Source organism: Mesorhizobium sp. B2-3-11 (genome assembly GCF_006442215.1).
Taxonomy (GTDB): Bacteria; Pseudomonadota; Alphaproteobacteria; order Rhizobiales; family Rhizobiaceae; genus Mesorhizobium; species Mesorhizobium salmacidum.
Genome location: NZ_VFVS01000001.1, coordinates 308,155 through 328,038, shown reverse-complemented (window position 1 = coordinate 328,038; position 19,884 = coordinate 308,155). Strand labels below are relative to the sequence as shown.

Genomic DNA, 19,884 nt, shown 5'->3' with positions numbered 1-19,884 from the left:
GAGAAATGTGCAACGCGGAATGACGCCACATTAAGGCGCAATTGGGAAAATGCTGGCCTTCGGCCTTAGCCGCGACTAGGACCAGACTGAATGACTGGCGCAACTGAAAATCAGGCTCCGGATCCGAGTGGCAAAGTCGCGGTGGTTATCGTCGCGGCTGGTCGCGGCGCGCGTGCCGGACAGACTGATGGCCCGAAGCAATATCAACGAATTGGCGGACGTGCCGTCATCGCTCGTGTCATAGATATTTTTCTGGCGCACCCGCTTATCGGCCGGATCGTCGTGGCCATTCATGCCGAGGACCAGGAGCTTTTTCGGCAAGCAGTCGGCACCGATGCCGATCGGGTGACGGCAATCGCCGGAGGCGCAACCAGACAGGATTCGGTTCGGCTCGGGCTGCACGCGCTAAGAAGCTACGCGCCGGACAAGGTCCTCATCCACGACGCCGCGCGCCCCTTTGTCGACATGGATCTGATCGACCGCACCATCGCGGCCATCGGCGAGGGCGAAGGCGCGCTTCCCGCCTTGCCCGTTGCCGACACGCTGAAACGCGAATCGGCCACCGGCATGGTCGGCGAAACAGTCCCCAGGAGCGGGCTGCACGCGGCGCAAACGCCGCAAGGCTTTCCCTTCCTCGCGATCATGACGATGCATGAGGAAGCCTATAACAGAGGCAAAACCGACTTTACCGACGACGCGTCGATCGCTGAATGGATGCAAATGCCGGTGAAGCTCGTTCCCGGCTCGCCGGACAATGTCAAACTCACATGGGCACGGGACATCGCCATGGCGCATCAGCGACTTTCCAGCGAGCGGGCACACTTTCCCGACATCCGCACCGGCAATGGCTATGACGTCCATGCCTTCGAGCCCGGCAACCATGTCACGCTCTGCGGCGTCGCCATTCCGCACGACAGAAAATTGTCGGGCCATTCCGACGCCGATGTCGGCCTGCATGCCCTGACCGACGCGCTGCTGGCGACTTGCGGGGCCGGCGACATCGGCACGCACTTCCCGCCTTCCGATCCGCAGTGGAAAGGTGCTGCGTCGCGGATATTCGTCGAACATGCGGCAAGGCTGGTGCGCGAGCGCGGCGGGCGCATCGCCAATGCCGACATCACGCTGATCTGCGAGGCACCGCGTGTCGGCCCGCACCGCGAGGCGATGACGGCGGTCCTTTCCCAGATGCTAGGCATTTCCGCCGACCGCATCTCGATCAAGGCGACAACCAACGAGAAGCTCGGCTTCGTCGGCCGCGAGGAAGGCATCGCGGCGATCGCAACCGCCAGCGTGGTGTTTCCCGGCGAGGTTCCGGAATGACCAACAGCGACCTGGCAATCGCCCTGTTTGAGGCCTGCCGGGAGCGCGGCATCATGCTGGCGACCGCGGAAAGCTGCACCGGCGGCATGATCATTGCCGCGCTGACCGATATTGCCGGCTCTTCGGCCGTGGTCGATCGCGGCTTCATCACCTATTCCAATGAAGCCAAGATGGACATGCTCGGCGTGCGCGCCGCCACGCTTGACGCGCATGGCGCGGTTTCTCGCGAGACAGCGATCGAAATGGCAGCCGGCGCGCTCGCCCGTTCACGCGCCGGGCTGATCCTGGCCGTCACCGGCATTGCCGGTCCGGGTGGCGGTTCTAGGGAAAAGCCGGTCGGGCTGGTCTGGTTCGGCGTTGCGGTGAACGGCCAGCCGGTGACGGCTGAATACAAGCTGTTTGCCGACAATGGCCGAAACTTCATCCGCCGGGAAACGGTCAACCATGCACTCGAGCTCGGCTTGCAGGCGCTTGGCGCGAGTCAGGCCGCCGGTGTCTTGCCGTAGATGACGTCGGCGCGTTTTTCGAAAGCCTCGGCGAACATGCGGAAGGCACGGTCGAACATCGTGCCCATCAGCGCACCCAGGATGCGGCTCTTGAATTCATAGTCGATGAAGAAGCGCACGTTACAGCCGGCACCGTCTGGCTCGAAACGCCAGACATTGCTCAGATATTTGAACGGGCCATCAATGTATTTCACATCGATTGCGTTGTCTTCGGGCTTGAGCAGCACCTGCGTCGTGAAGGTCTCCCGGATCGCCTTGTAGCCGATGCTCATATCGGCCACGAGGATGGTGCGTCCGTCACGCTCCTTGCGCGAGCGGACCGTCAGCGCTTCGCAAAGCGGCAGGAATTGCGGGTACGTCTCGATGTCGGCGACCAGCGCGAACATCTGCTCAGGCGTGTGGGCGACGCGGCGGGTGGCTTCGAATTTCGGCATGAAACCGGCCCTAAAGCACGTCGCGTCGAAACGGAGTCATGCGACGCGCTTCAGAGTCTTTGTCGTTATGCACGTCGTTCTCCCAAAACCGAGGTCACTTTTGGGCGACATGCATTAGAGCGCTTTCATGAGCTGCGCTTCGCGCGCCGCGCGCAGCCGGGTGAAATCGTCGCCGGCGTGATGCGACGAGCGCGTCAGCGGGCTCGACGCCACCAGCAGGAAACCCTTGGTCTTGCCGATCGTCTCGAAGGATTTGAATTCCTCGGGCGTGACGAAACGGATCACCGGATGGTGCTTTTTCGACGGCTGCAGGTATTGGCCGATGGTCATGAAGTCGACATTGGCCGAGCGCAGATCGTCCATCAACTGCAGGATTTCATTCCGCTCCTCGCCCAGACCCACCATGATGCCGGACTTGGTGAAAATCGACGGATCGAGTTCCTTGACCCGCTGCAGCAGCCGGATCGAGTGGAAATAGCGGGCGCCCGGCCGGACCTTCAGATAATTCGACGGCACAGTTTCGAGATTATGGTTGAAGACGTCGGGCCTGGCCGCCACGACGATCTCCAGCGCCCCGTCCTTGCGCAGGAAATCCGGCGTCAGGATTTCGATCGTCGTCAGAGGCGTTGCCGCCCGAATCTCACGGATGACATCGGCGAAGTGCTGCGCACCGCCATCGGCGAGATCGTCGCGGTCAACCGAGGTGATGACGACATGGGTAAGGCCCATCTGCTTGACGGCATGCGCGACCCGGGCCGGTTCGTCGGGATCGAGCGCGGTCGGGATGCCGGTGGCGACATTGCAGAAGGCGCAGGCGCGCGTACAGATCTCGCCCATGATCATGAAGGTGGCGTGCTTCTTTTCCCAGCACTCACCGATATTCGGGCAACCGGCCTCTTCGCATACGGTCACCAGCTTGTGCGATTTCACGATCTCGCGTGTCTCGGCATAACCTTTCGAAACCGGCGCCTTGACGCGGATCCAGTCCGGCTTGCGCAACACCTCCTGGTCGGGCTTGTGCGCTTTCTCGGGATGCCGCAGCCGCGGCGCGTTGGCGATCGTGTCGAGGACAGTGACCATCTGAACCCTGGCTTTTCTCGCGACCGCTCGTCGGCGATCGTCACTTTCACGTCATCTAGGACTTTTCAACACAAAGAAAAAGGCTGCGGCGGCGCATGCCGCCACAGCCGTTTTCGCATAGCCGGAGCGATATCGATTAACGGCGCACCAGACGACCGACCCAGATCAACAGGCAGGCACCGATAAAGCCGGTGATCAGATAGGCGGTCCAGCCGACGCCGAACACGCCGATGTTGAGCGCCTGCAGGATGGCATTCAGCACCACAGCGCCAACGATGCCCATGATAATATTCATGAATATGCCGGTGTTGCTCTTCATAACCATTTCGGCCAACCAGCCTGCCAGGCCGCCGATGATGATGGCTGCGATCCAGCCCACGCCGTTCAAGTGCATATGCCTTCTCCTTGCGCGAGTAAAAATGCATCCGGAAACGAACTGCCTCGCCGTCGCAATCTCGCGACTTTCGAAGCTGAGTCTCCTGCGGCGAATCTATCATGCGTTCAAGGCGCGGCCATAGGCGTCGAGCACGCTTTCCTTCATCATCTCCGACAGCGTCGGATGAGGGAAGATCGTGTGCATCAGCTCTTCCTCGGTCGTTTCGAGGTTCATCGCCACGACAAAGCCCTGGATCAATTCGGTGACTTCGGCGCCGACCATATGCGCTCCGAGCAGCTGACCGGTCTTCTTGTCGAAGATGGTCTTGATGAAGCCTTGGTCCTCGCCAAGCGCGATCGCCTTGCCGTTGGCGGCGAACTGGAAGCGGCCGACGCGGATGTCCTTGCCTTCGGCCTTGGCCTTGGCTTCCGTCAGGCCAACCGAGGCGACCTGCGGATTGCAGTAGGTGCAACCGGGGATCTTGAGCTTGTCTATGGCGTGAACACCGGGGAAATTCGCGATCTTCTCGACGCACACGACGCCCTCGTGCTCGGCCTTGTGGGCAAGCATCGGCGGGCCGGCGACATCGCCGATGGCGTAAATGCCAGGCACATTAGTCTTGCCGTAACCGTCGATGACGACGCAACCGCGATCGGTTTTCACGCCGAGTGCTTCAAGGCCGAGGCCCTCGATATTGCCCTGGACGCCGACGGCGGAGATCATGCGGTCGGCTGATATCTTCTCGACCTTGCCGTCCTTCATCTCGACATGCGCGGTGACCGAGTTAGCCCCCTTCTCGACCTTGGTCACCTTGGCTTCGAGGATAATCTTCATGCCTTGCTTCTCGAACTGCTTTTGCGCGAACTTCGAGACTTCGGCGTCCTCGACAGGCATCACGGCCGGCAGCAGCTCGACGACTGTCACATCCGCGCCCATGGTGCGGTAGAAGGAGGCGAATTCGATGCCGATGGCGCCCGAACCCATCACCAGCAGCGACTTCGGCATCTCCTTGGGCATCATGGCTTCGAAATAGGTCCAGATCAGCTTGCCATCCGGCTCGATGCCGGGCAGTGCGCGCGGCCGGGCGCCAGTCGCCAAGATGATGTGCTTGGCGGCGTAGGTGCCCTCGCCCTTGACGCCTTTCGGCACCGGCGGCTGCGGTTCCATCGGCTTCTTGGCCGTCTTGGAAACAACGATCTCACCCAATTTATCACCGGAAGGAGGCCTCGATAGCTTGGCCTCACCCCAGATAACGTCGACCTTGTTCTTCTTCATCAGGAAGGCAACGCCGCCATTGAGCCGCAGTGACACTTTCCGCGACCGATCGACCACTGCCGCCGTGTCGGCGCTGACCTTGCCGTCCAGCTTCAGGCCATAGTCCTTCAGGTGATCCGAATAGTGCATGATCTCGGCCGAACGCAGCAGCGCCTTGGTCGGGATGCAACCCCAGTTCAGGCAGATGCCGCCGAGATGCTCGCGCTCGACGATCGCCGTCCTGAAGCCGAGCTGGGCGGAACGCACCGCCGTGACATAGCCGCCGGGACCGGAGCCGATGATGATGACGTCGTAGTTCTCAGCCACGGTTTTTCTCCTTCAATCACAATTCCAGCATGACGCGCACGACCGAAGTCAGCGCCTCGCCGATGTTTCGCGTGTTTTCGGCGTCGAGGTGGACACCGTCGAGAGGTGTGGTTTGCGCCACGGTGGCTGCATCGAAGAAGCCGCAGCCGGCTTCGTCGGCAAGCGTCGAATACTGCCCTGCGAGCTGCGCCGAGGCGTCATCGCCGCCGGCAAACATCTCCTTGAAATCGGCATTCTCGGTGCGGCTTACAACAGGTGGCGAAACGATCAGTATCTGCGGCGCCGGCCAGTCGAACGGATAGTCGTGGCCACGCACGATGTCGATCAGCCGCTGGATGCCTTGCTTGGCCGCAACCGGGTTGCCATGGATCCATGGCTTCATGTCGTTGGCGCCGAGCATGATGACAATCAGGTCGATCGGCGCATGCGTCGTCAGCACCGTCGGCAGCAGCCGCGCACCGTTGCGGTCGGCTCCGGCCAGATGATCGTCGAAGGCGGTGGTGCGGCCGTTGAGGCCGTCGGCGATAACCTGAACGCCTTCGCCGAGGCCAGCTTGCAGCACGCTTGGCCAGCGATCCTCGAGCGCATGACGCCCGCCTTCGGCATTGTAACCCCATGTCAGCGAGTCGCCGTAACAAAGAACCGTCTTCATCCGTTCAACCCGTCTATGTCGGCCACACCGCGCTTCACGCGCCAGCGCACGAACAACCAATGGATGATGATCGTCACCAGGCCCGGCAGACCGAGACCGGCAACCACCGGCATGTCTTTCCTGACCACCGCGGCGCTGCTGTCGCTGTAGAGGATCAGCGCGACCAAGAGGAGGAGCAGCGCCACAAATACAATCAGCGTCCACTTTCCCGCCGTCGCCACGGCCGCGACCGGATCGTTCGTCAATTGCGCGACGAAGAAGACGAAGGTGACGACAAAAGTCACCAGCACCGAGAACATGAAGACGATGATGTATTCTTCCTCGGCACCGGTGGCGACGGCCAACCATTGCGCGATCAGCCCGCCGGCCAACCCGGAAATGAGAAAGGCAAAAAGGCTGGTGAAGAATATTCGCACAGCCTTTTCCTTCCTAGACCAGCATGCCCATCGGATTTTCGATCAGCTTCTTGAAGGCGACCAGCAGTTCGGCCCCCAGGGCTCCGTCGACGGCGCGATGATCGGTCGACAGCGTCACCGACATCACCGTGGCTATTTTGATCTCGCCGTTCTTGACCACCGCCCGCTCCTCGCCGGCGCCGACCGCCAGGATCGTCGCATGCGGCGGGTTGATCACCGCGGCAAAATCCTTGATGCCGAACATGCCGAGATTGGAGACCGCCGTCGTACCACCCTGATACTCCTCGGGCTTCAGCTTGCGGCTGCGGGCGCGGCTGGCCAGATCCTTCATCTCGTTGGAGATGACGGACAGCGTCTTTTCGTCCGCATGCCGGATGATCGGCGTGATCAGGCCACCGGGGATCGACACGGCAACGCCGACATCGGCATGCTTGTGCTTGACCATGGCGCTCTCGGTCCACGAGGCATTGGCATCCGGCACCGCCTTCAGCGCCATGGCCATCGCCTTGATCACCATGTCGTTGACCGACAGCTTGTAGACAGGCGCCTCACCCTTGTCGGTCTTCTTCACCGGCGCGGCGGCATTGAGTTGCGTGCGCAGGGCCAGCAGCGCATCGAGTTCGCAGTCGAGCGTCAGGTAGAAATGCGGGATGGTGGTTTTGGCTTCGACCAGGCGCCGCGCGATGGTCTTGCGCATGTTGTCATGCGCAATGAGTTCGTAGGAGCCTTCCTCGAACAGCTTCAGCACCTGGTCGTCCGACATTGGCTTCACCGCCGGCGCGGCGGCTGGTGCGCCAGCCGGAGCCTTGGCGGCGGGCGCTGCCTTGGCACCACCGCCGGCGATCGCGGCATCCACGTCTGCTTTTACCACCCGGCCATGCGGGCCGGTGCCGGATATGGCTGAAAGGGTGAGGCCCGCCTCCTTGGCGATGCGGCGTGCGAGCGGCGATGCAAAGGTGCGGTCGCCAGCCGCCTGACCATCGGCAGTGGCTGGAGCTGCCGAGGCAGGCTCGAGCTTCGACGCCTCGGTCTTTGGTGTCTCGGCCTTTGATGCCTCGGGCTGCGGCGCTTCAGCCTTGGCGGCTTCAGCCTTCGGCGCTTCGGCCTTCGCCGGTGCGGCATCGCCACCGCTTTTGGCGGCAGCGCCCGCATCCTCGCCTTCGGCGGCAAGCACGGCGATCAGCGCGTTGACCTTGACGCCTTCGGTTCCGGCCGGCACGACGAGCTTGGCAACCGTACCCTCATCGACAGCCTCGACCTCCATCGTCGCCTTGTCGGTCTCGATCTCGGCGATGACATCGCCCGGCGAAACCTTGTCGCCTTCCTTGACCAGCCATTTTGACAGATTGCCTTCTTCCATCGTGGGCGACAGGGCCGGCATGGTGATGTTGATAGGCATCGCTCACTCCTGGATGAATTTGAAAAGGCCACGCATGACGGTCAGCGTGGCGACAATGAACACGGGTGGCAAGACACCGAAATGGTAGCTGCCCTTGCCCATCTCGAGGACCATCATGCTGCCGGTCTGGTCGACCTTTGCGGAAGCAGTTGCCACAATAGCAAGAACCAGCGACGCGGCACCGCTGAGCATCAACAAAACCGCATCGAATTTCCCGGTCATCGATCGCACGAAAAATGCGACCACGACAGTGGGAACAATGATGGCTGCCAACGTCCAGAAAGACAGCATCCGCATTGCTCCCTAGCGATATGTGACCGCCTTAACCGCCTCGATGACCTCGCCGACATTCGGCAATGCCAGCTTTTCGAGGTTGGCCGCATAGGGCATCGGCACGTCCTTGCCGGCAATGGTGATGACCGGCGCGTCGAGGAAATCGAAGGCGCGTTGCGAGACCTGGTTGGCGATATGGTCGCCGACCGAATTCTGCGGGTAGCCTTCTTCGACCACGACCAGCCGGTTGGTTTTCTTGACCGAGGCGATGACGGTGTCGAGATCGAGTGGACGGATGGTCCTGAGGTCGATGATCTCGGCATCGATGCCCATGCCGCGCAGCTCGGCTTCAGCCTTGACGGCATAGGTCATGCCGATGCCGAAGGAGACGATGGTGACATCCTTGCCTGCCTTGTGGATGCGCGCCTTGCCGATCGGCAGCACGAAATCATCCAGCTTCGGCACGTCGAAGGATTGGCCGTAGAGGATCTCATTCTCGAGGAAGATAATCGGGTTCGGATCGCGGATCGCCGCCTTGAGCAAGCCCTTGGCGTCGGCCGCCGTATATGGCATCACGACCTTCAAGCCCGGAATGTGGCTGTACCAGGCGGCATAGCACTGCGAGTGCTGCGCGGCGACACGGGCCGCCGCGCCGTTCGGCCCCCGGAACACGATCGGCGCGCCCATCTGGCCGCCCGACATATAGAGCGTCTTGGCAGCCGAATTGATAATCTGGTCGATCGCCTGCATGGCGAAGTTGAAGGTCATGAACTCGACGATCGGCTTCAGCCCAGCCATCGCCGCACCGACGCCGACGCCGGCAAAACCATGTTCGGTAATCGGCGTGTCGACGACGCGACGCGGCCCGAATTCCTGCAGCAGGCCTTGCGTGATCTTGTAGGCGCCCTGGTATTCGGCGACTTCCTCGCCCATCACGAAGACATCGCCGTCGCGGCGCATTTCCTCCGCCATGGCATCGCGCAACGCCTCGCGCACCGTGGTCGAGACCATCTCGGTGCCGGCAGGAATATCGGGATCGGCGGCGATTTCCGTTTTCGGTGCGGCCGCGACGGGTGCGGCGGCTGGCTTTGCCACCTCCGCCTTGTCCTCGGCCGGCGCTTCCGCCATTGCCGGTGCTTCCGCCTTGGCGGGAGCCGCGGACTTGCCGACATCGGCCGCGCTCTCGCCGTCCTGCAGCAGAACGGCGATCGGCGTGTTGACCTTGACGCCTTCGGTGCCGGCGGCGATCAGGATCTTGCCCAACGTGCCTTCATCGACGGCTTCGACTTCCATCGTCGCCTTGTCGGTTTCGATTTCGGCGAGCACGTCACCGGCGACGACCTTATCGCCCTCATTCTTCAACCATTTGGAAAGATTGCCCTCTTCCATGGTCGGCGAGAGCGCGGGCATGAGAATTTCGATCGGCATGTCCTGGCCCTCCCTTACAATACGATATCGGTCCAGAGCTCGGACGGATCCGGCTCGGCGTCGTGCTGGGCAAATTCGGCGGCGTCGGCGACGATGTCGCGAACCTCCTTGTCGACGGTCTTGAGTTCGTCCTCGGTTGCCCACTTTTTCTCGATGAGCCGCGCCTTGACCTGCTCGATCGGATCATGATCGGAGCGCATCTTCTGGACTTCTTCCTTGGAGCGGTATTTCGCCGGGTCGGACATCGAGTGGCCGCGATAACGGTAGGTCTGCATTTCGAGAATGATGGGTCCGTTGCCGGCACGGCACCACTCGGTAGCCAAATCGCCGGCCGCCTTCACCGCACGCACGTCCATGCCGTCGACCTGGATGCCCGGAATCTTGAACGAGGCGCCGCGATGCGAAAAATTGGTTTCCGCCGACGAGCGCGAAACCGATGTGCCCATGGCGTAGCGGTTGTTCTCGATGATGTAGATCACCGGCAGCTTCCACAGCGAGGCCATGTTGAAGCTCTCATAGACCTGACCTTGGTTGGCGGCGCCGTCGCCGAAATAGGTCAGCGAGACATTGTTGTTGTCGCGATAGCGGTTGGCGAAGGCCAGGCCGGTGCCGAGCGACACCTGCGCGCCGACAATGCCGTGACCGCCATAGAAATGCTTTTCCTTGGAGAACATGTGCATGGAGCCACCCTTGCCCCTTGAAAGGCCGCCGCGGCGTCCGGTCAGCTCGGCCATCACGCCCCGCGGCGACAGCTCCATCGCCAGCATGTGGCCGTGGTCGCGATAGGCTGTGATCATCTGGTCGCCGTCGATCAGCGCCATCTTCATGCCGGTGACCACGGCTTCCTGGCCGATATAGAGATGGCAGAAGCCGCCAATGAAGCCCATGCCGTAGAGCTGGCCGGCCTTTTCCTCGAAGCGGCGAATGAGCAGCATGTGCCGGTAGGCGGCAAGCTCTTCGTCCTTGGTGAAGTCAGCAGGCTTGGGTGCCGACAGACCGGATTTGCCGTCGGATTTCGATTTGGCAGGCGCTTTTCTGGCTGCGTTGGCCATGCATCACTCCCTGTTGGCGTCTCTTTGCGGACACTGGAGCAAGGTCAACCTGCTCCGGGGAGATCGCCCTCCCCTTCGATTTATGGGAGGCTAACACGTAGAAAGGCGTTCCGCCATGTCGAAATTGCATAGCTGACATGCGCCTAAGCGGTTAAAATCATTGAAATATTGCCGATTAACCGAAAAGTGGTTACTTCGCCGAAACCGGCAGCATGATGGTGATCTCATCAGGTTGGGATAAATTGAGCGCTTTGCGCGCCTGCTCGTCGAGCATGTCCTTCTCCAGCGTGCCATCATGCATGAGCTTGACGCGCCGTTCGAGCTCCGTCCTGCGCGCCTTGATCGCAACGAGCTGACCCTGCAGCGCGACCGTCTCGGCCTCCAGCTTGTATTTGGAATTGATGCCGAATTCGCCATGATAGGCATGAAAGCCGAAATAGGCCAGGAACGCCACGCAGAGCGAGGGAATGATCAGCCGGCCGGTGTTTCTCTGCTTGTGCTGACGCGTCCACATGACCGATTCCCCATGGCCGCGAACTCAGACGGCTCGAAGCCTTTTTCGCCTGATTGTGCTTAACGGACGGTTACGGGAGGCCGCCCAGTCGGGCCTGAAATGAAAAAGGGCGGGATGTCCCGCCCTCTCCATATCGACAATGTGCGGCCGGATCAGCTCTTGATCACCGACTTGCCGGCGTAACGCGCCTGCTTGCCGAGTTCTTCCTCGATGCGGATCAACTGGTTGTATTTGGCCATGCGGTCGGAGCGCGACAGCGAGCCGGTCTTGATCTGTCCGCAATTGGTGGCGACGGCAAGATCGGCGATGGTCGAATCCTCGGTCTCGCCCGAACGGTGCGACATGACGGCCGTGTAGGCTGCCTTGTGCGCGGTCTCGACCGCGTCGAGTGTCTCGGTCAGCGAGCCAATCTGGTTGACCTTGACCAGTATCGAATTGGCGACACCCATGCGGATGCCATCGCGCAGGCGCGCCGTGTTGGTGACGAAGAGATCGTCGCCGACAAGCTGCGTCTTCTTGCCGGTCAGGTCGGTCAGGTATTTCCAGCCTTCCCAGTCATCCTCGGCGAGGCCGTCCTCGATCGAGATGATCGGATAATCGGCGGCGAGCTTGGCGAGGTACTTGGCCTGTGCCTTGGGGTCGCGCGTCTTCTTCTCGCCCTCATAGACATAGTTGCCGTCCTTGAAGAACTCGGTCGCGGCGCAATCGAGGCCGAGCGCGATCTCTTCGCCCGGCTTGAATCCGGCCTTCTCGATCGATTCCATGATGAAGTCGAGCGCCACCGGCGCGCTCTTCAGGTTCGGCGCGAAGCCGCCCTCGTCACCGACATTGGTGTTGTGGCCGGCATCTTTCAGCTTCTTGCGCAGTGTGTGGAAGATTTCCGAACCCCAGCGCACGCCTTCGCGCAGCGTCGGCGCGCCGACCGGCAGGATCATGAATTCCTGGAAGTCGATCGGGTTGTCGGCATGCGCGCCGCCATTGATGATGTTCATCATCGGCACCGGCAGGACATGCGCCTTGGTGCCGCCGACATAGCGATAGAGCGGCAGGCCGGCGGCATCGGCCGCGGCTTTCGCGACCGCCAGCGAAACGCCCAGAATGGCGTTGGCGCCGAGCCGGCTCTTGTTGGGCGTGCCGTCAAGCTCGATCATCGTCTGATCGATATGGATCTGGTTTTCGGCTTCCATGCCGCCGATCGCCTCGAACAGTTCGCCATTGACCGCCTCGACGGCCTTCAGCACACCCTTGCCGAGATAGCGGGCGCCGCCGTCGCGAAGTTCGACGGCTTCGTGGGCGCCGGTCGAGGCGCCCGACGGCACAGCGGCGCGGCCCATCGAACCGTCTTCGAGAACGACATCGACCTCCACGGTCGGGTTTCCACGGCTGTCCAGGATTTCACGCCCGACAATATCGATGATGGCGGTCATTACGATGTCCTCGATTGATCTGGAGAAAGGGGTCGCGCCCGTCTTAGCCAAAGCGACGCAAAAGGCAATCGGGCCCTGGCCGAATATTGCCGTTCGCTCGATTCACGAAGCGCAAGTTTCTGTCATCATAAGTCATGCCACCACACGCGAATTCCAGGTTATGGATGTTGTCGCGCGGGGCGAAACAGGAGGAGTTTCGCCATGTCTGAGTTGAGCGGTATCGTCAGTCTGTTCCTGATCGCCGCGGCGTTCCTGACGTCATGCGACAATCAGCAGTCACCGCCAAAAGCTTTTGCGCCTTTGGCGGCTTCGCACATCAGCGAGTAGCGTTGCCTTGAATCGAAAAGGGGGCCGTCGAAACGACCCCCTTTTTCGATTGTGGCGTCAATGCCAATAGGGCCTGACTTTGTAATACCGATAGGACTCGTCGCGCGCGCTCTCGCCATCCGCGCCGGCCAGTTCGTTGATCGAATGGGCAGGCGCTGCCTTCAGCTGTTCCTTGGTGAAGGGTACGACATAGCCGCCTCTTGCCTCATCATAGTCGAGGCTTGCCCAAGGAATAGCGTGGTACTTCTCGCTAATGCCGAGAAAGCCACCGAAACCGATCACCGCGAACATGATGCCATTCGACGTCTTGTCGAGCATGACATCCTCGATGCTGCCGATGCTGTCGCCTTGGGTGTTGTAGACGGTAGTGCCGATGACTCGCGAAGCGGCAATGGCTTCGGTGTGGCCTGTCTGGGTAGTCATTATCGTACTCCTCGTTGTCGTTGATCTCTGCCTGACAATGAGGGGCGCGGGCGAAAGTTCCCGACTTTTTGGTGGCTGCCTGATCACTCAGCGAGGATGAAAGTCACCTTCATGTTGACGCGATAGGCGGTGATCTTGCCGTCCTCGACAACGATCTTCTGGTCCTGGATCCAGGCGCCCTCGACGTTCTTCAGGGTCTTCGAGGCGCGCGCAATTCCCTGCTCGATGGCGTCCTGAAAGCTCTTGCTGGACGACGAGGTGATTTCGGTGACGCGGGCGACAGACATTGGCTTCCTCCTGCCAAAACGCTCATTTGCAGGACAAAGCGTATAACCGGGGCTTGTTCGCTACAAGGCGGCGGCTTTTCAGCCCTTTGCGATCCTGTCGAAGGCCATCAGCCTTTCCAGCAGTGCCGGCATGTCTTTCAGCGGCACCATGTTGGGACCATCGGAAGAGGTCGAATTGTCGGGGTCCTGATGGGTCTCGATAAAGACGCCGGCAACGCCGACGGCAACGGCCGCGCGGGCCAGCGTCTCGACAAAGCGGCGCTCCCCGCCAGACGACCCGCCCTGCCCGCCCGGCTGCTGCACCGAATGGGTGGCGTCGAAGATCACCGGGGCGCCGATCTCGGCCATGACAGGCAGAGCGCGCATATCCGACACCAGTGTGTTGTAGCCGAAAGAAGCGCCACGCTCGGTGGTCAGCACATTGGCATTGCCGGAACCGGTGATCTTGGCGACCACGTTCTTCATGTCCCAAGGCGCGAGGAATTGCCCCTTCTTGACATTGATGACCTTGCCCGTCCTTGCGGCGGCGACCAGCATATCGGTCTGGCGCGACAGGAACGCCGGTATCTGCAGCACATCGACATGCGGAGCAACAATCGCGCACTGCTCCTCGGTGTGGACATCGGTCAGCACGGGAAGCGAGAATTCCTTGCGCAATTCATCGAAGACGGGAAGCGCGGCGTCCATGCCGGCACCACGCGTTGCCGAAAGAGACGTGCGGTTGGCCTTGTCATAGCTCGTCTTGTAGACGAGGCCGATGCCGAGCCTGCCGGTCAGTTCCTTCAGCGCACCGGCCATATCGAAGGCGTGCTGGCGCGATTCAAACTGGCACGGGCCGGCGATCAGCGCGAGGGGCCCCGCATTGTCGAAGACGACATTGCCGACGGTTACCGACGAATTGGGCGCCAGGGGGTTGCTCATTGGATCTCCCGAAAGATGAAAGCCGCGCCCTGCCCGGGTGCCGGCCGCACGATAATGTCATTGCCCGACATATCGTGTTCGATGGCATTGGCCGCAAGCAGGCTTGCGGCGGCGTCAATGTCGCGGATTGAAAAAACCACGGCGGCGAAGCGCAATTCTGATGGCGCCCCGGCCGGCATTCCAAAGCGCGCCGTGAAAGAGGCGGCGTCCAGGACGGTCAAGATCGCGTTCGGCAGATGAAAAGCGCCGCCTTGCGTATCGGCGGACGGGTCGTTGACCGCCACTGAAATCAGCCGGTGCTGCTCGGCTGGGGCGCCGCCGCTGATTGCAATCACCTCGACAATTCCGTCGACGCCGTTGGGGTGAGCCTGCAATGCTGCGCGGTCCACTTTCGGCGCATTGACGCGTTGGCAGGTAAAAAGAAATGCGTCCGTTTGGCCGTGAGCCGCAGCAAAGGCGAGCTTGAACGAGGCCGTATCGCTTTTGCCCGCCGCGTCGGTGAAGGTTCGCGAGAAGCTCAGCGTGTCTCCCGCCGACAGGCCAGCTTTGACATAGCGTTCATGGTCGCCATCGGCATTGTCCGTGCCAAGAACCACCGCGGAAAATCCCTCGTTGCCATGGCTTTCGCGATAGAGGCGGTCGCGCGCAACGAAGACATTGCCCTCGGCAGCCGCCTCTGTCGCAGCCTGTTCACTGCCAATCGCAAGCGGCTCCAGATAGGTGCCGTCAGCAAGGAAAACGCAGCAGTTTTCCGTGCCAAAGGGATGGACGCCGGTCGGAGCGACGACGAAGCCAAGCGCGTCGAGCCGGGCGCGCGCGGCATCGAGGCTCTGTGTCGGCAAAACCAGATGATCGAGCGGATGAATGCCTGATGAGGTCATGGAAGCGCGATGTGCATCATTCGGAAGATCGGTTCAAGACCTTGGTCGCCGGCGGCGGCTCGTCGCGCTGGACGAATTGCGGGCCTGGCGGAAGGCCATCAACCTTCCCGGCGGCCTTCACATGCTGTCCGGTTATTTCACGGGGCGCCGCGAACGGCACCTTCTGGAGCAAGCGCTGGATCAGCTTCCGGCCACGACATCAGCGGAATAGCGCAGTTCGCGCATTGGTTTGACGTTGCTGGTGGTCTGCGCATAGAGCGGGTGCGCCTTGTAGGCGGCCAGCGCCGCGTCATCGGCGAATTCCGCGTAGACGACGACATCAACTTCATCCGACAGCGGGTCGACCTTGGTGTTCAACGTGACCTCGAAAAGGCTGGAATGAGGAATATCGCCGAGCGCCAGCAGCCCGGTGCGAACTGCTTCCACATCTTCCTTGCGCCGTGCGCTGAAGAAAACGATATGCCGGATCAATCCCGCCTCCTCGATCTGAATGTCGGGGTCTTTTGTGACGGCGGTCTCCTCGCGTCAACCGGTCATGGCGCCACACGTCCCTGCGACGCGCCTCGATCGGTGCTGGACCTCAGCTGCCAATTTGAAGGGGATGTCTAGGTCTTGCCGGTGACGTAGCGCACCGCATGGGAAACCTCCCTGACCGTGACGTCGAGATACCGGCCCTGATTGTAGAGGCCGTCCCAGATCAGGAAGAACGCGATGGCGGCAATGACAATTACATAACGCATGGCTAAAGCTATCGTACTAGCACTGCTGCTGCCATAGGCGTTTTTGATTGGGCTGCAGCGACCTTACGCAAGGCGTCAGATGCCGGGCGCCGCGTGGCACGGTCCAGCTTTCGGCATGCCTCTTGAAGTTCCCCCTCATGACGTGGAAGATTGTGGCAGGCATTCACTGGAAGCGCTGAAGCTCTGGCTAAGGGGCGCGCTTTCGTTCGAGCCCGCCTGTCGCCGGATCCGCAAGCTACCGGTCGAGGCAAGGGCGTTCGAACCCGGCGGATGATCCAAGGGAACCGTAGCTCGGCAATTGCGCCGACGCCACGGAGATCCAGGGGCATGGAATGGGACACGGGGAACATCACGGCATAGTGCCGAGCGAAGCGGTCAGGCTCGATGAATTCAATTTCGCCGAGATCGTCAAGGGCCTGCCGGCCAAGGCGCGCATGGTGCTGTCGGCGGCCATGAGCCTGCCGCGCGGATCGCTGAAGGTCAGGATGCCGGACGGCCGCGCCGTTCTCGTCGGCGGCAAGGCGCCGGGTCCCGACGCCGAACTCGTGCTCAAGAACTGGCGTCTGCCAGGCCGCGCCTTTTCCGGCGGCACGATCGGCGTTGCCGAATCCTATATGGACGGCGATTGGGAAAGCCCTGACGTCACCAGCTTCCTCGAACTGTTTGTGGTCAACTCGGCGATCGGCGAACGCGTCGCGGGCGGCGCCAGCTGGCTCATCAACACGGTCCAGCGCATCCGCCACTGGTTCAACGAGAACACCCGCACGGGGTCGAAGCGCAATATCTCGGCGCATTACGATCTCGGCAATGCCTTCTACAAGGAATGGCTCGACCCGAGCATGACCTATTCCTCGGCGCTTTATGCCAATGGCGCCAACGATCTCGAGAGCGCCCAAGCCGCCAAATATCGGGAGCTGGCCAGGGATACGGGCATAAGTGGCAAGGATCATGTGCTGGAGATCGGCTGCGGCTGGGGCGGCTTTGCCGAATTCGCGGCGCGCGAAATCGGCTGCCGGGTTACCGGATTGACCATCAGCCGCGAGCAGCACGATTTCGCCAAGGCACGCATCGCCAAGGCCGGGCTTGCCGACAAGGTCGACATCAAGCTGCAAGATTACCGCGATGAAACCGGCACTTACGATCGCATCGCCTCGATTGAGATGTTCGAGGCTGTAGGCGAGAAATACTGGCCGGTATTCTTCTCCAAGATGAAGGCTTGCCTGAAGCCCGACGGCACCGCGGGGCTGCAGATCATCACCATCAACGAAGCCGCCTACGACACCTACCGCGCCAGGCCGGATTTCATCCAGCGCTACGTCTTCCCGGGCGGCATGCTGCCGACGCCGTCCATCTTGAAGTCGCTTGGCGCAACGCACGGCCTTGCCCATCTACGCGAACGCGTTTTCCCCGAGGACTATGCCCGCACGCTTTCCGAATGGCGCCAGCGTTTCCGGGGATCGTGGGAAAAGATCGTGCCGCTCGGCTTCGACGATCGTTTCAAGAAGCTCTGGGAATTCTACCTGCATTATTGCGAGGCCGGTTTCCGCACCAGCTATATCGACGTGCGCCAGGTGGTCTACAAGGCGTAAGGCTGGCCAGGCTGACAGCGGCTTTTCCACGGATGCGCTGGATCTTGTCATGCCGGTGATCAAGGGCGATCCGCGCCGCCCACCCTCGAAAGAGCTGACTGGAGGCCTTGGGGATGCGGCCAAGACTGACCGCATCCGGCTTTGACGGCCTTATCAGAGAAAAATGCGATATCTGGCAAAACCAGCTTCGCCCTCGCCGGCAGGCTCGATCCTCAGCGACTTCACATCGGCAATGAAGTCCTTTGCCTTGACGCCTGTCTCGAAGACGACGCTGGCTCCCGGCAACGGCGCGAACGACCAGTTGCCATCCGCCGTCGGGTTGATGGTGCCTTGGCTGATGACGTAGCGGACGATGACGTCGCGGTTGGTGTCAGGCGCCTCGTAGATGATCTTCGAGGCATTGATGTCGGGAAAATTGCCACCGCCGCCGGCACGATAGTTGTTGGTCGCAACGATGAATTTCGCTGCTGGATCAATCGGCTTGCCGTCGAATTTCAGGTCGACAATTCGATTGGAACCGGCATTGGCGACGCCGCCCTTCGAATCGTATTTCGGCGGCTGCGACAGGTCTATCCTGTAGCTGACGCCATCGATGACATCGAAATTATAGGAGGGGAATTCAGGGTCGATCAGCGGCTGGTCAGCCTTCCCTGCCTCGATCTTTTTGAAGATGCCGGCCGACATCTCCAGCCATTCCTTCACCTGCGCACCCGTGATCTCAACCGCGCGAACCGTGTTCGGATAGAGATAGAGGTCGGCGACGTTCTTGATTGCGATGTCGCCCACCGGCACGTCGGTGTAGTAGTCGGCGCCGCTGCGCCCGCCAGCCTTGAAGGGCGCCGCCGCCGACAACATCGGCACGTCCTTCCACTGGGTGCTCTTCAGGATATCCTTGAGATACCAGCTCTGCGCCTGGTTGACGATTTGCACCGACGGATCATCGGCCACCAGCGCGAAATAGGAATAGAGCGGCGCCGAGGTCTTGCCGACAGGGCGGCGCACATAGGCGAGCGTCGCCTCGTGGTCCTGCTCGACAGCGGCAATGATGCGCTTGTCGTCCGGGACGATCGGCTTGTTCTTGTTGTCGACACGCTCGAAGATCGGCCGCGCCTCCGATGTCGCCGAGACCACTTTCCACTTCGACCCGTCGCGTTCCAGCATCAGGTCGATCAGGCCCATATGCGAGCCCCAGAAACCGCCCATGACGGCGGGTTTGCCTTGCAGCGTCCCCTTCTGTGCGTCAACGCCCTCTAGCGCCTGGAAATCCTTCTTGCCGGGGAAGACCAGGTGCTGGTGGCCGGTGAAGACCGCGTCGATGCCTTCGACGCCGGCGACGAAGAACGAGGCGTTCTCCATCATGTCACCCTGTTTGACGTCGATGCCGGAATGCGAGAGCGCGATGACGATATCGGCACCCTCCTCCTTCATCTGCGGCACCCAGGCCTTCGCCGCCTCGACGATGTCGCGCGTCTTGACGTTGCCTTCGAGATTCTTGAGGTCCCAGATCATGATCTGGGGCGGTACGAAACCGATGATGCCGATCCTGATCGGCTGTTCCGCGCCTGACCCGTCCTTAATCTTCTTGTCCAGGATTATGTAGGGCTTGAGGTAGAGCTTGTCGTCGCGCGGGTTGGCGGCAAGCTCGGTGCCCCGGATGAGATTGGCGCAGACGAACGGGAAGTTGGCGCCGGCCAGTACCTTGTCCAGAAAGGACAGGCCGTAGTTGAATTCGTGGTTGCCAAGTGTCGAACACTCATAGCCGAGCAGGTTCATGCCTTTCATGATCGGATGGAGATCGCCCTCCTTCAGGCCCTTTTCATAGGCGATGTAGTCGCCCATCGGATTGCCCTGCAAAAGGTCGCCATTGTCGATCAGCATCGAATTCGCGGCTTCCTTGCGGACGGCGTCGATCAGGGACGCCGTGCGCGACAGGCCCATCGTGTCATTGGCTTTGTCGGCGTAGTAATCATAGGGCAGCACGTTCACATGGATATCGGTGGTTTCCATGATTCTCAGATGCGCCTGGTTGGCCTGCGCACGGGCGGAGAAGGGATGAAGCATGATCAGCGCCCCTGTGGCAGCGGCCCCCGCAAGGAGACCACGGCGAGAGACGGGATGGAGCAGTTGCGACATGTTTTCTCCTTACTTCGACGACCTGACAAGCCCTGCCCCGAGGCGAACTTCGCGCTGAAACCGGCTCAAGTCCACTCAAGAAGTCGCGCGCATCGGCACGCCAATCCATCAGCTACAGATGACGG

Annotated in this window: 23 protein-coding genes; 4 read left to right on the top strand and 19 right to left on the bottom strand. The window is 61.2% G+C overall.

The features are described 5' to 3' along the window. Positions 1-90 precede the first annotated feature (90 nt). Both FJ960_RS01690 and FJ960_RS01685 read left to right on the top strand, forming a co-directional pair. On the top strand, positions 91-1,320 hold the full coding sequence (locus FJ960_RS01690; protein WP_140711527.1) for a bifunctional 2-C-methyl-D-erythritol 4-phosphate cytidylyltransferase/2-C-methyl-D-erythritol 2,4-cyclodiphosphate synthase: 1,230 nt from the start codon (positions 91-93) through the stop codon (positions 1,318-1,320). Then, positions 1,317-1,826 (top strand): CinA family protein, encoded by a 510-nt coding sequence (locus tag FJ960_RS01685; protein WP_140711526.1) that lies wholly within the window; start codon positions 1,317-1,319, stop codon positions 1,824-1,826. The genes FJ960_RS01690 and FJ960_RS01685 overlap by 4 nt, the downstream gene beginning before the upstream one ends. Here the strand turns inward: FJ960_RS01685 and FJ960_RS01680 are convergent. The 12 genes from FJ960_RS01680 to eno form a co-directional block, all read right to left on the bottom strand. Beyond that, positions 1,802-2,260 (bottom strand): type II toxin-antitoxin system RatA family toxin, encoded by a 459-nt coding sequence (locus tag FJ960_RS01680; protein ID WP_140711525.1) that lies wholly within the window; start codon positions 2,258-2,260, stop codon positions 1,802-1,804. The genes FJ960_RS01685 and FJ960_RS01680 overlap by 25 nt on opposite strands. Before the next feature lie 114 nt (positions 2,261-2,374). After that, on the bottom strand, positions 2,375-3,340 hold the full coding sequence (lipA, locus tag FJ960_RS01675; protein ID WP_140711524.1) for a lipoyl synthase: 966 nt from the start codon (positions 3,338-3,340) through the stop codon (positions 2,375-2,377). Positions 3,341-3,476: 136 nt separating this feature from the next. Beyond that, positions 3,477-3,734 (bottom strand): GlsB/YeaQ/YmgE family stress response membrane protein, encoded by a 258-nt coding sequence (locus FJ960_RS01670; protein WP_027142753.1) that lies wholly within the window; start codon positions 3,732-3,734, stop codon positions 3,477-3,479. A gap of 99 nt (positions 3,735-3,833) precedes the next feature. Beyond that, the gene (lpdA, locus tag FJ960_RS01665) at positions 3,834-5,297 is read right to left on the bottom strand and encodes a dihydrolipoyl dehydrogenase (protein WP_140711523.1); all 1,464 of its coding nucleotides are present in this window, start codon (positions 5,295-5,297) and stop codon (positions 3,834-3,836) included. 16 nt (positions 5,298-5,313) lie between these two features. Beyond that, positions 5,314-5,949: an SGNH/GDSL hydrolase family protein gene (locus FJ960_RS01660; RefSeq protein WP_140505263.1), complete on the bottom strand. Its 636-nt coding sequence runs from the start codon at positions 5,947-5,949 to the stop codon at positions 5,314-5,316. Beyond that, a complete protein-coding gene (locus FJ960_RS01655; protein ID WP_140505261.1) occupies positions 5,946-6,365 on the bottom strand; it encodes a hypothetical protein in 420 nt (139 codons plus the stop codon). The genes FJ960_RS01660 and FJ960_RS01655 overlap by 4 nt, the downstream gene beginning before the upstream one ends. Positions 6,366-6,378: 13 nt before the next feature. Further along, positions 6,379-7,764: a pyruvate dehydrogenase complex dihydrolipoamide acetyltransferase gene (locus FJ960_RS01650; protein WP_140711522.1), complete on the bottom strand. Its 1,386-nt coding sequence runs from the start codon at positions 7,762-7,764 to the stop codon at positions 6,379-6,381. 3 nt (positions 7,765-7,767) lie between these two features. After that, on the bottom strand, positions 7,768-8,055 hold the full coding sequence (locus tag FJ960_RS01645; protein ID WP_140505258.1) for a hypothetical protein: 288 nt from the start codon (positions 8,053-8,055) through the stop codon (positions 7,768-7,770). A 12-nt stretch (positions 8,056-8,067) separates the two neighbouring features. Then, positions 8,068-9,465, bottom strand: coding sequence for a pyruvate dehydrogenase complex E1 component subunit beta (locus FJ960_RS01640; RefSeq protein WP_140711521.1), 1,398 nt, complete (start codon positions 9,463-9,465; stop codon positions 8,068-8,070). Positions 9,466-9,479: 14 nt separating this feature from the next. After that, a complete protein-coding gene (pdhA, locus tag FJ960_RS01635) occupies positions 9,480-10,517 on the bottom strand; it encodes a pyruvate dehydrogenase (acetyl-transferring) E1 component subunit alpha (protein ID WP_027146759.1) in 1,038 nt (345 codons plus the stop codon). Between the two features lie 190 nt (positions 10,518-10,707). Beyond that, the gene (locus tag FJ960_RS01630; RefSeq protein WP_140711520.1) at positions 10,708-11,031 is read right to left on the bottom strand and encodes a septum formation initiator family protein; all 324 of its coding nucleotides are present in this window, start codon (positions 11,029-11,031) and stop codon (positions 10,708-10,710) included. Positions 11,032-11,183: 152 nt separating this feature from the next. Next, positions 11,184-12,458: a phosphopyruvate hydratase gene (gene eno, locus FJ960_RS01625; RefSeq protein WP_140505252.1), complete on the bottom strand. Its 1,275-nt coding sequence runs from the start codon at positions 12,456-12,458 to the stop codon at positions 11,184-11,186. Positions 12,459-12,659: 201 nt separating this feature from the next. On the opposite strand from eno, the gene FJ960_RS30120 reads away from it, so the two are divergent. Beyond that, positions 12,660-12,785 (top strand): hypothetical protein, encoded by a 126-nt coding sequence (locus FJ960_RS30120; RefSeq protein WP_084636826.1) that lies wholly within the window; start codon positions 12,660-12,662, stop codon positions 12,783-12,785. Between the two features lie 57 nt (positions 12,786-12,842). On the opposite strand, the gene FJ960_RS01615 is transcribed toward FJ960_RS30120, so the two are convergent. The 6 genes from FJ960_RS01615 to FJ960_RS30115 all read right to left on the bottom strand — a co-directional run bounded on the left by FJ960_RS01615 (position 12,843) and on the right by FJ960_RS30115 (position 16,037). Further along, on the bottom strand, positions 12,843-13,208 hold the full coding sequence (locus FJ960_RS01615; protein WP_140711519.1) for a PRC-barrel domain-containing protein: 366 nt from the start codon (positions 13,206-13,208) through the stop codon (positions 12,843-12,845). 83 nt (positions 13,209-13,291) lie between these two features. Continuing rightward, the gene (locus FJ960_RS01610) at positions 13,292-13,495 is read right to left on the bottom strand and encodes a dodecin family protein (protein WP_027145611.1); all 204 of its coding nucleotides are present in this window, start codon (positions 13,493-13,495) and stop codon (positions 13,292-13,294) included. A 78-nt stretch (positions 13,496-13,573) separates the two neighbouring features. Next, positions 13,574-14,416, bottom strand: a complete 843-nt coding sequence (kdsA, locus tag FJ960_RS01605) for a 3-deoxy-8-phosphooctulonate synthase (protein ID WP_027145610.1) — start codon at positions 14,414-14,416, stop codon at positions 13,574-13,576. After that, positions 14,413-15,297: a VOC family protein gene (locus FJ960_RS01600; RefSeq protein ID WP_140711518.1), complete on the bottom strand. Its 885-nt coding sequence runs from the start codon at positions 15,295-15,297 to the stop codon at positions 14,413-14,415. Before FJ960_RS01600 ends, kdsA begins: the two co-directional genes overlap by 4 nt. Before the next feature lie 180 nt (positions 15,298-15,477). Beyond that, on the bottom strand, positions 15,478-15,768 hold the full coding sequence (locus FJ960_RS01595; RefSeq protein ID WP_027145608.1) for a Dabb family protein: 291 nt from the start codon (positions 15,766-15,768) through the stop codon (positions 15,478-15,480). A 134-nt stretch (positions 15,769-15,902) separates the two neighbouring features. Then, positions 15,903-16,037 carry a hypothetical protein gene (locus tag FJ960_RS30115; RefSeq protein WP_263489212.1) on the bottom strand — a complete coding sequence of 45 codons (135 nt, stop codon included), beginning with the start codon at positions 16,035-16,037 and terminating at the stop codon, positions 15,903-15,905. 332 nt (positions 16,038-16,369) lie between these two features. Between FJ960_RS30115 and FJ960_RS01590 the strand changes: the two genes are divergently transcribed. Beyond that, positions 16,370-17,626: a cyclopropane-fatty-acyl-phospholipid synthase family protein gene (locus FJ960_RS01590; RefSeq protein WP_140711517.1), complete on the top strand. Its 1,257-nt coding sequence runs from the start codon at positions 16,370-16,372 to the stop codon at positions 17,624-17,626. Positions 17,627-17,779: 153 nt separating this feature from the next. On the opposite strand, the gene FJ960_RS01585 is transcribed toward FJ960_RS01590, so the two are convergent. After that, complete coding sequence (locus FJ960_RS01585) at positions 17,780-19,759, bottom strand: bifunctional 2',3'-cyclic-nucleotide 2'-phosphodiesterase/3'-nucleotidase (protein WP_140711516.1); 1,980 nt, start codon at positions 19,757-19,759, stop codon at positions 17,780-17,782. Between the last annotated feature and the right edge of the window lie 125 nt (positions 19,760-19,884).

Bases quoted from the DNA above. Each gene is read 5' to 3' on its own strand.
- FJ960_RS01690 (WP_140711527.1), top strand. From the start codon at position 91: ATGACTGGCGCAACTGAAAATCAGGCTCCGGATCCGAGTGGCAAAGTC.
- FJ960_RS01685 (WP_140711526.1), top strand. From the start codon at position 1,317: ATGACCAACAGCGACCTGGCAATCGCCCTGTTTGAGGCCTGCCGGGAG.
- FJ960_RS01680 (WP_140711525.1), bottom strand. From the start codon at position 2,260: ATGCCGAAATTCGAAGCCACCCGCCGCGTCGCCCACACGCCTGAGCAG.
- lipA (WP_140711524.1), bottom strand. From the start codon at position 3,340: ATGGTCACTGTCCTCGACACGATCGCCAACGCGCCGCGGCTGCGGCAT.
- FJ960_RS01670 (WP_027142753.1), bottom strand. From the start codon at position 3,734: ATGCACTTGAACGGCGTGGGCTGGATCGCAGCCATCATCATCGGCGGC.
- FJ960_RS01660 (WP_140505263.1), bottom strand. From the start codon at position 5,949: ATGAAGACGGTTCTTTGTTACGGCGACTCGCTGACATGGGGTTACAAT.
- FJ960_RS01650 (WP_140711522.1), bottom strand. From the start codon at position 7,764: ATGCCTATCAACATCACCATGCCGGCCCTGTCGCCCACGATGGAAGAA.
- FJ960_RS01645 (WP_140505258.1), bottom strand. From the start codon at position 8,055: ATGCTGTCTTTCTGGACGTTGGCAGCCATCATTGTTCCCACTGTCGTG.
- FJ960_RS01640 (WP_140711521.1), bottom strand. From the start codon at position 9,465: ATGCCGATCGAAATTCTCATGCCCGCGCTCTCGCCGACCATGGAAGAG.
- pdhA (WP_027146759.1), bottom strand. From the start codon at position 10,517: ATGGCCAACGCAGCCAGAAAAGCGCCTGCCAAATCGAAATCCGACGGC.
- FJ960_RS01630 (WP_140711520.1), bottom strand. From the start codon at position 11,031: ATGTGGACGCGTCAGCACAAGCAGAGAAACACCGGCCGGCTGATCATT.
- eno (WP_140505252.1), bottom strand. From the start codon at position 12,458: ATGACCGCCATCATCGATATTGTCGGGCGTGAAATCCTGGACAGCCGT.
- FJ960_RS30120 (WP_084636826.1), top strand. From the start codon at position 12,660: ATGTCTGAGTTGAGCGGTATCGTCAGTCTGTTCCTGATCGCCGCGGCG.
- FJ960_RS01615 (WP_140711519.1), bottom strand. From the start codon at position 13,208: ATGACTACCCAGACAGGCCACACCGAAGCCATTGCCGCTTCGCGAGTC.
- FJ960_RS01610 (WP_027145611.1), bottom strand. From the start codon at position 13,495: ATGTCTGTCGCCCGCGTCACCGAAATCACCTCGTCGTCCAGCAAGAGC.
- kdsA (WP_027145610.1), bottom strand. From the start codon at position 14,416: ATGAGCAACCCCCTGGCGCCCAATTCGTCGGTAACCGTCGGCAATGTC.
- FJ960_RS01600 (WP_140711518.1), bottom strand. From the start codon at position 15,297: ATGACCTCATCAGGCATTCATCCGCTCGATCATCTGGTTTTGCCGACA.
- FJ960_RS30115 (WP_263489212.1), bottom strand. From the start codon at position 16,037: ATGCGTTATGTAATTGTCATTGCCGCCATCGCGTTCTTCCTGATCTGG.
- FJ960_RS01590 (WP_140711517.1), top strand. From the start codon at position 16,370: ATGGGACACGGGGAACATCACGGCATAGTGCCGAGCGAAGCGGTCAGG.
- FJ960_RS01585 (WP_140711516.1), bottom strand. From the start codon at position 19,759: ATGTCGCAACTGCTCCATCCCGTCTCTCGCCGTGGTCTCCTTGCGGGG.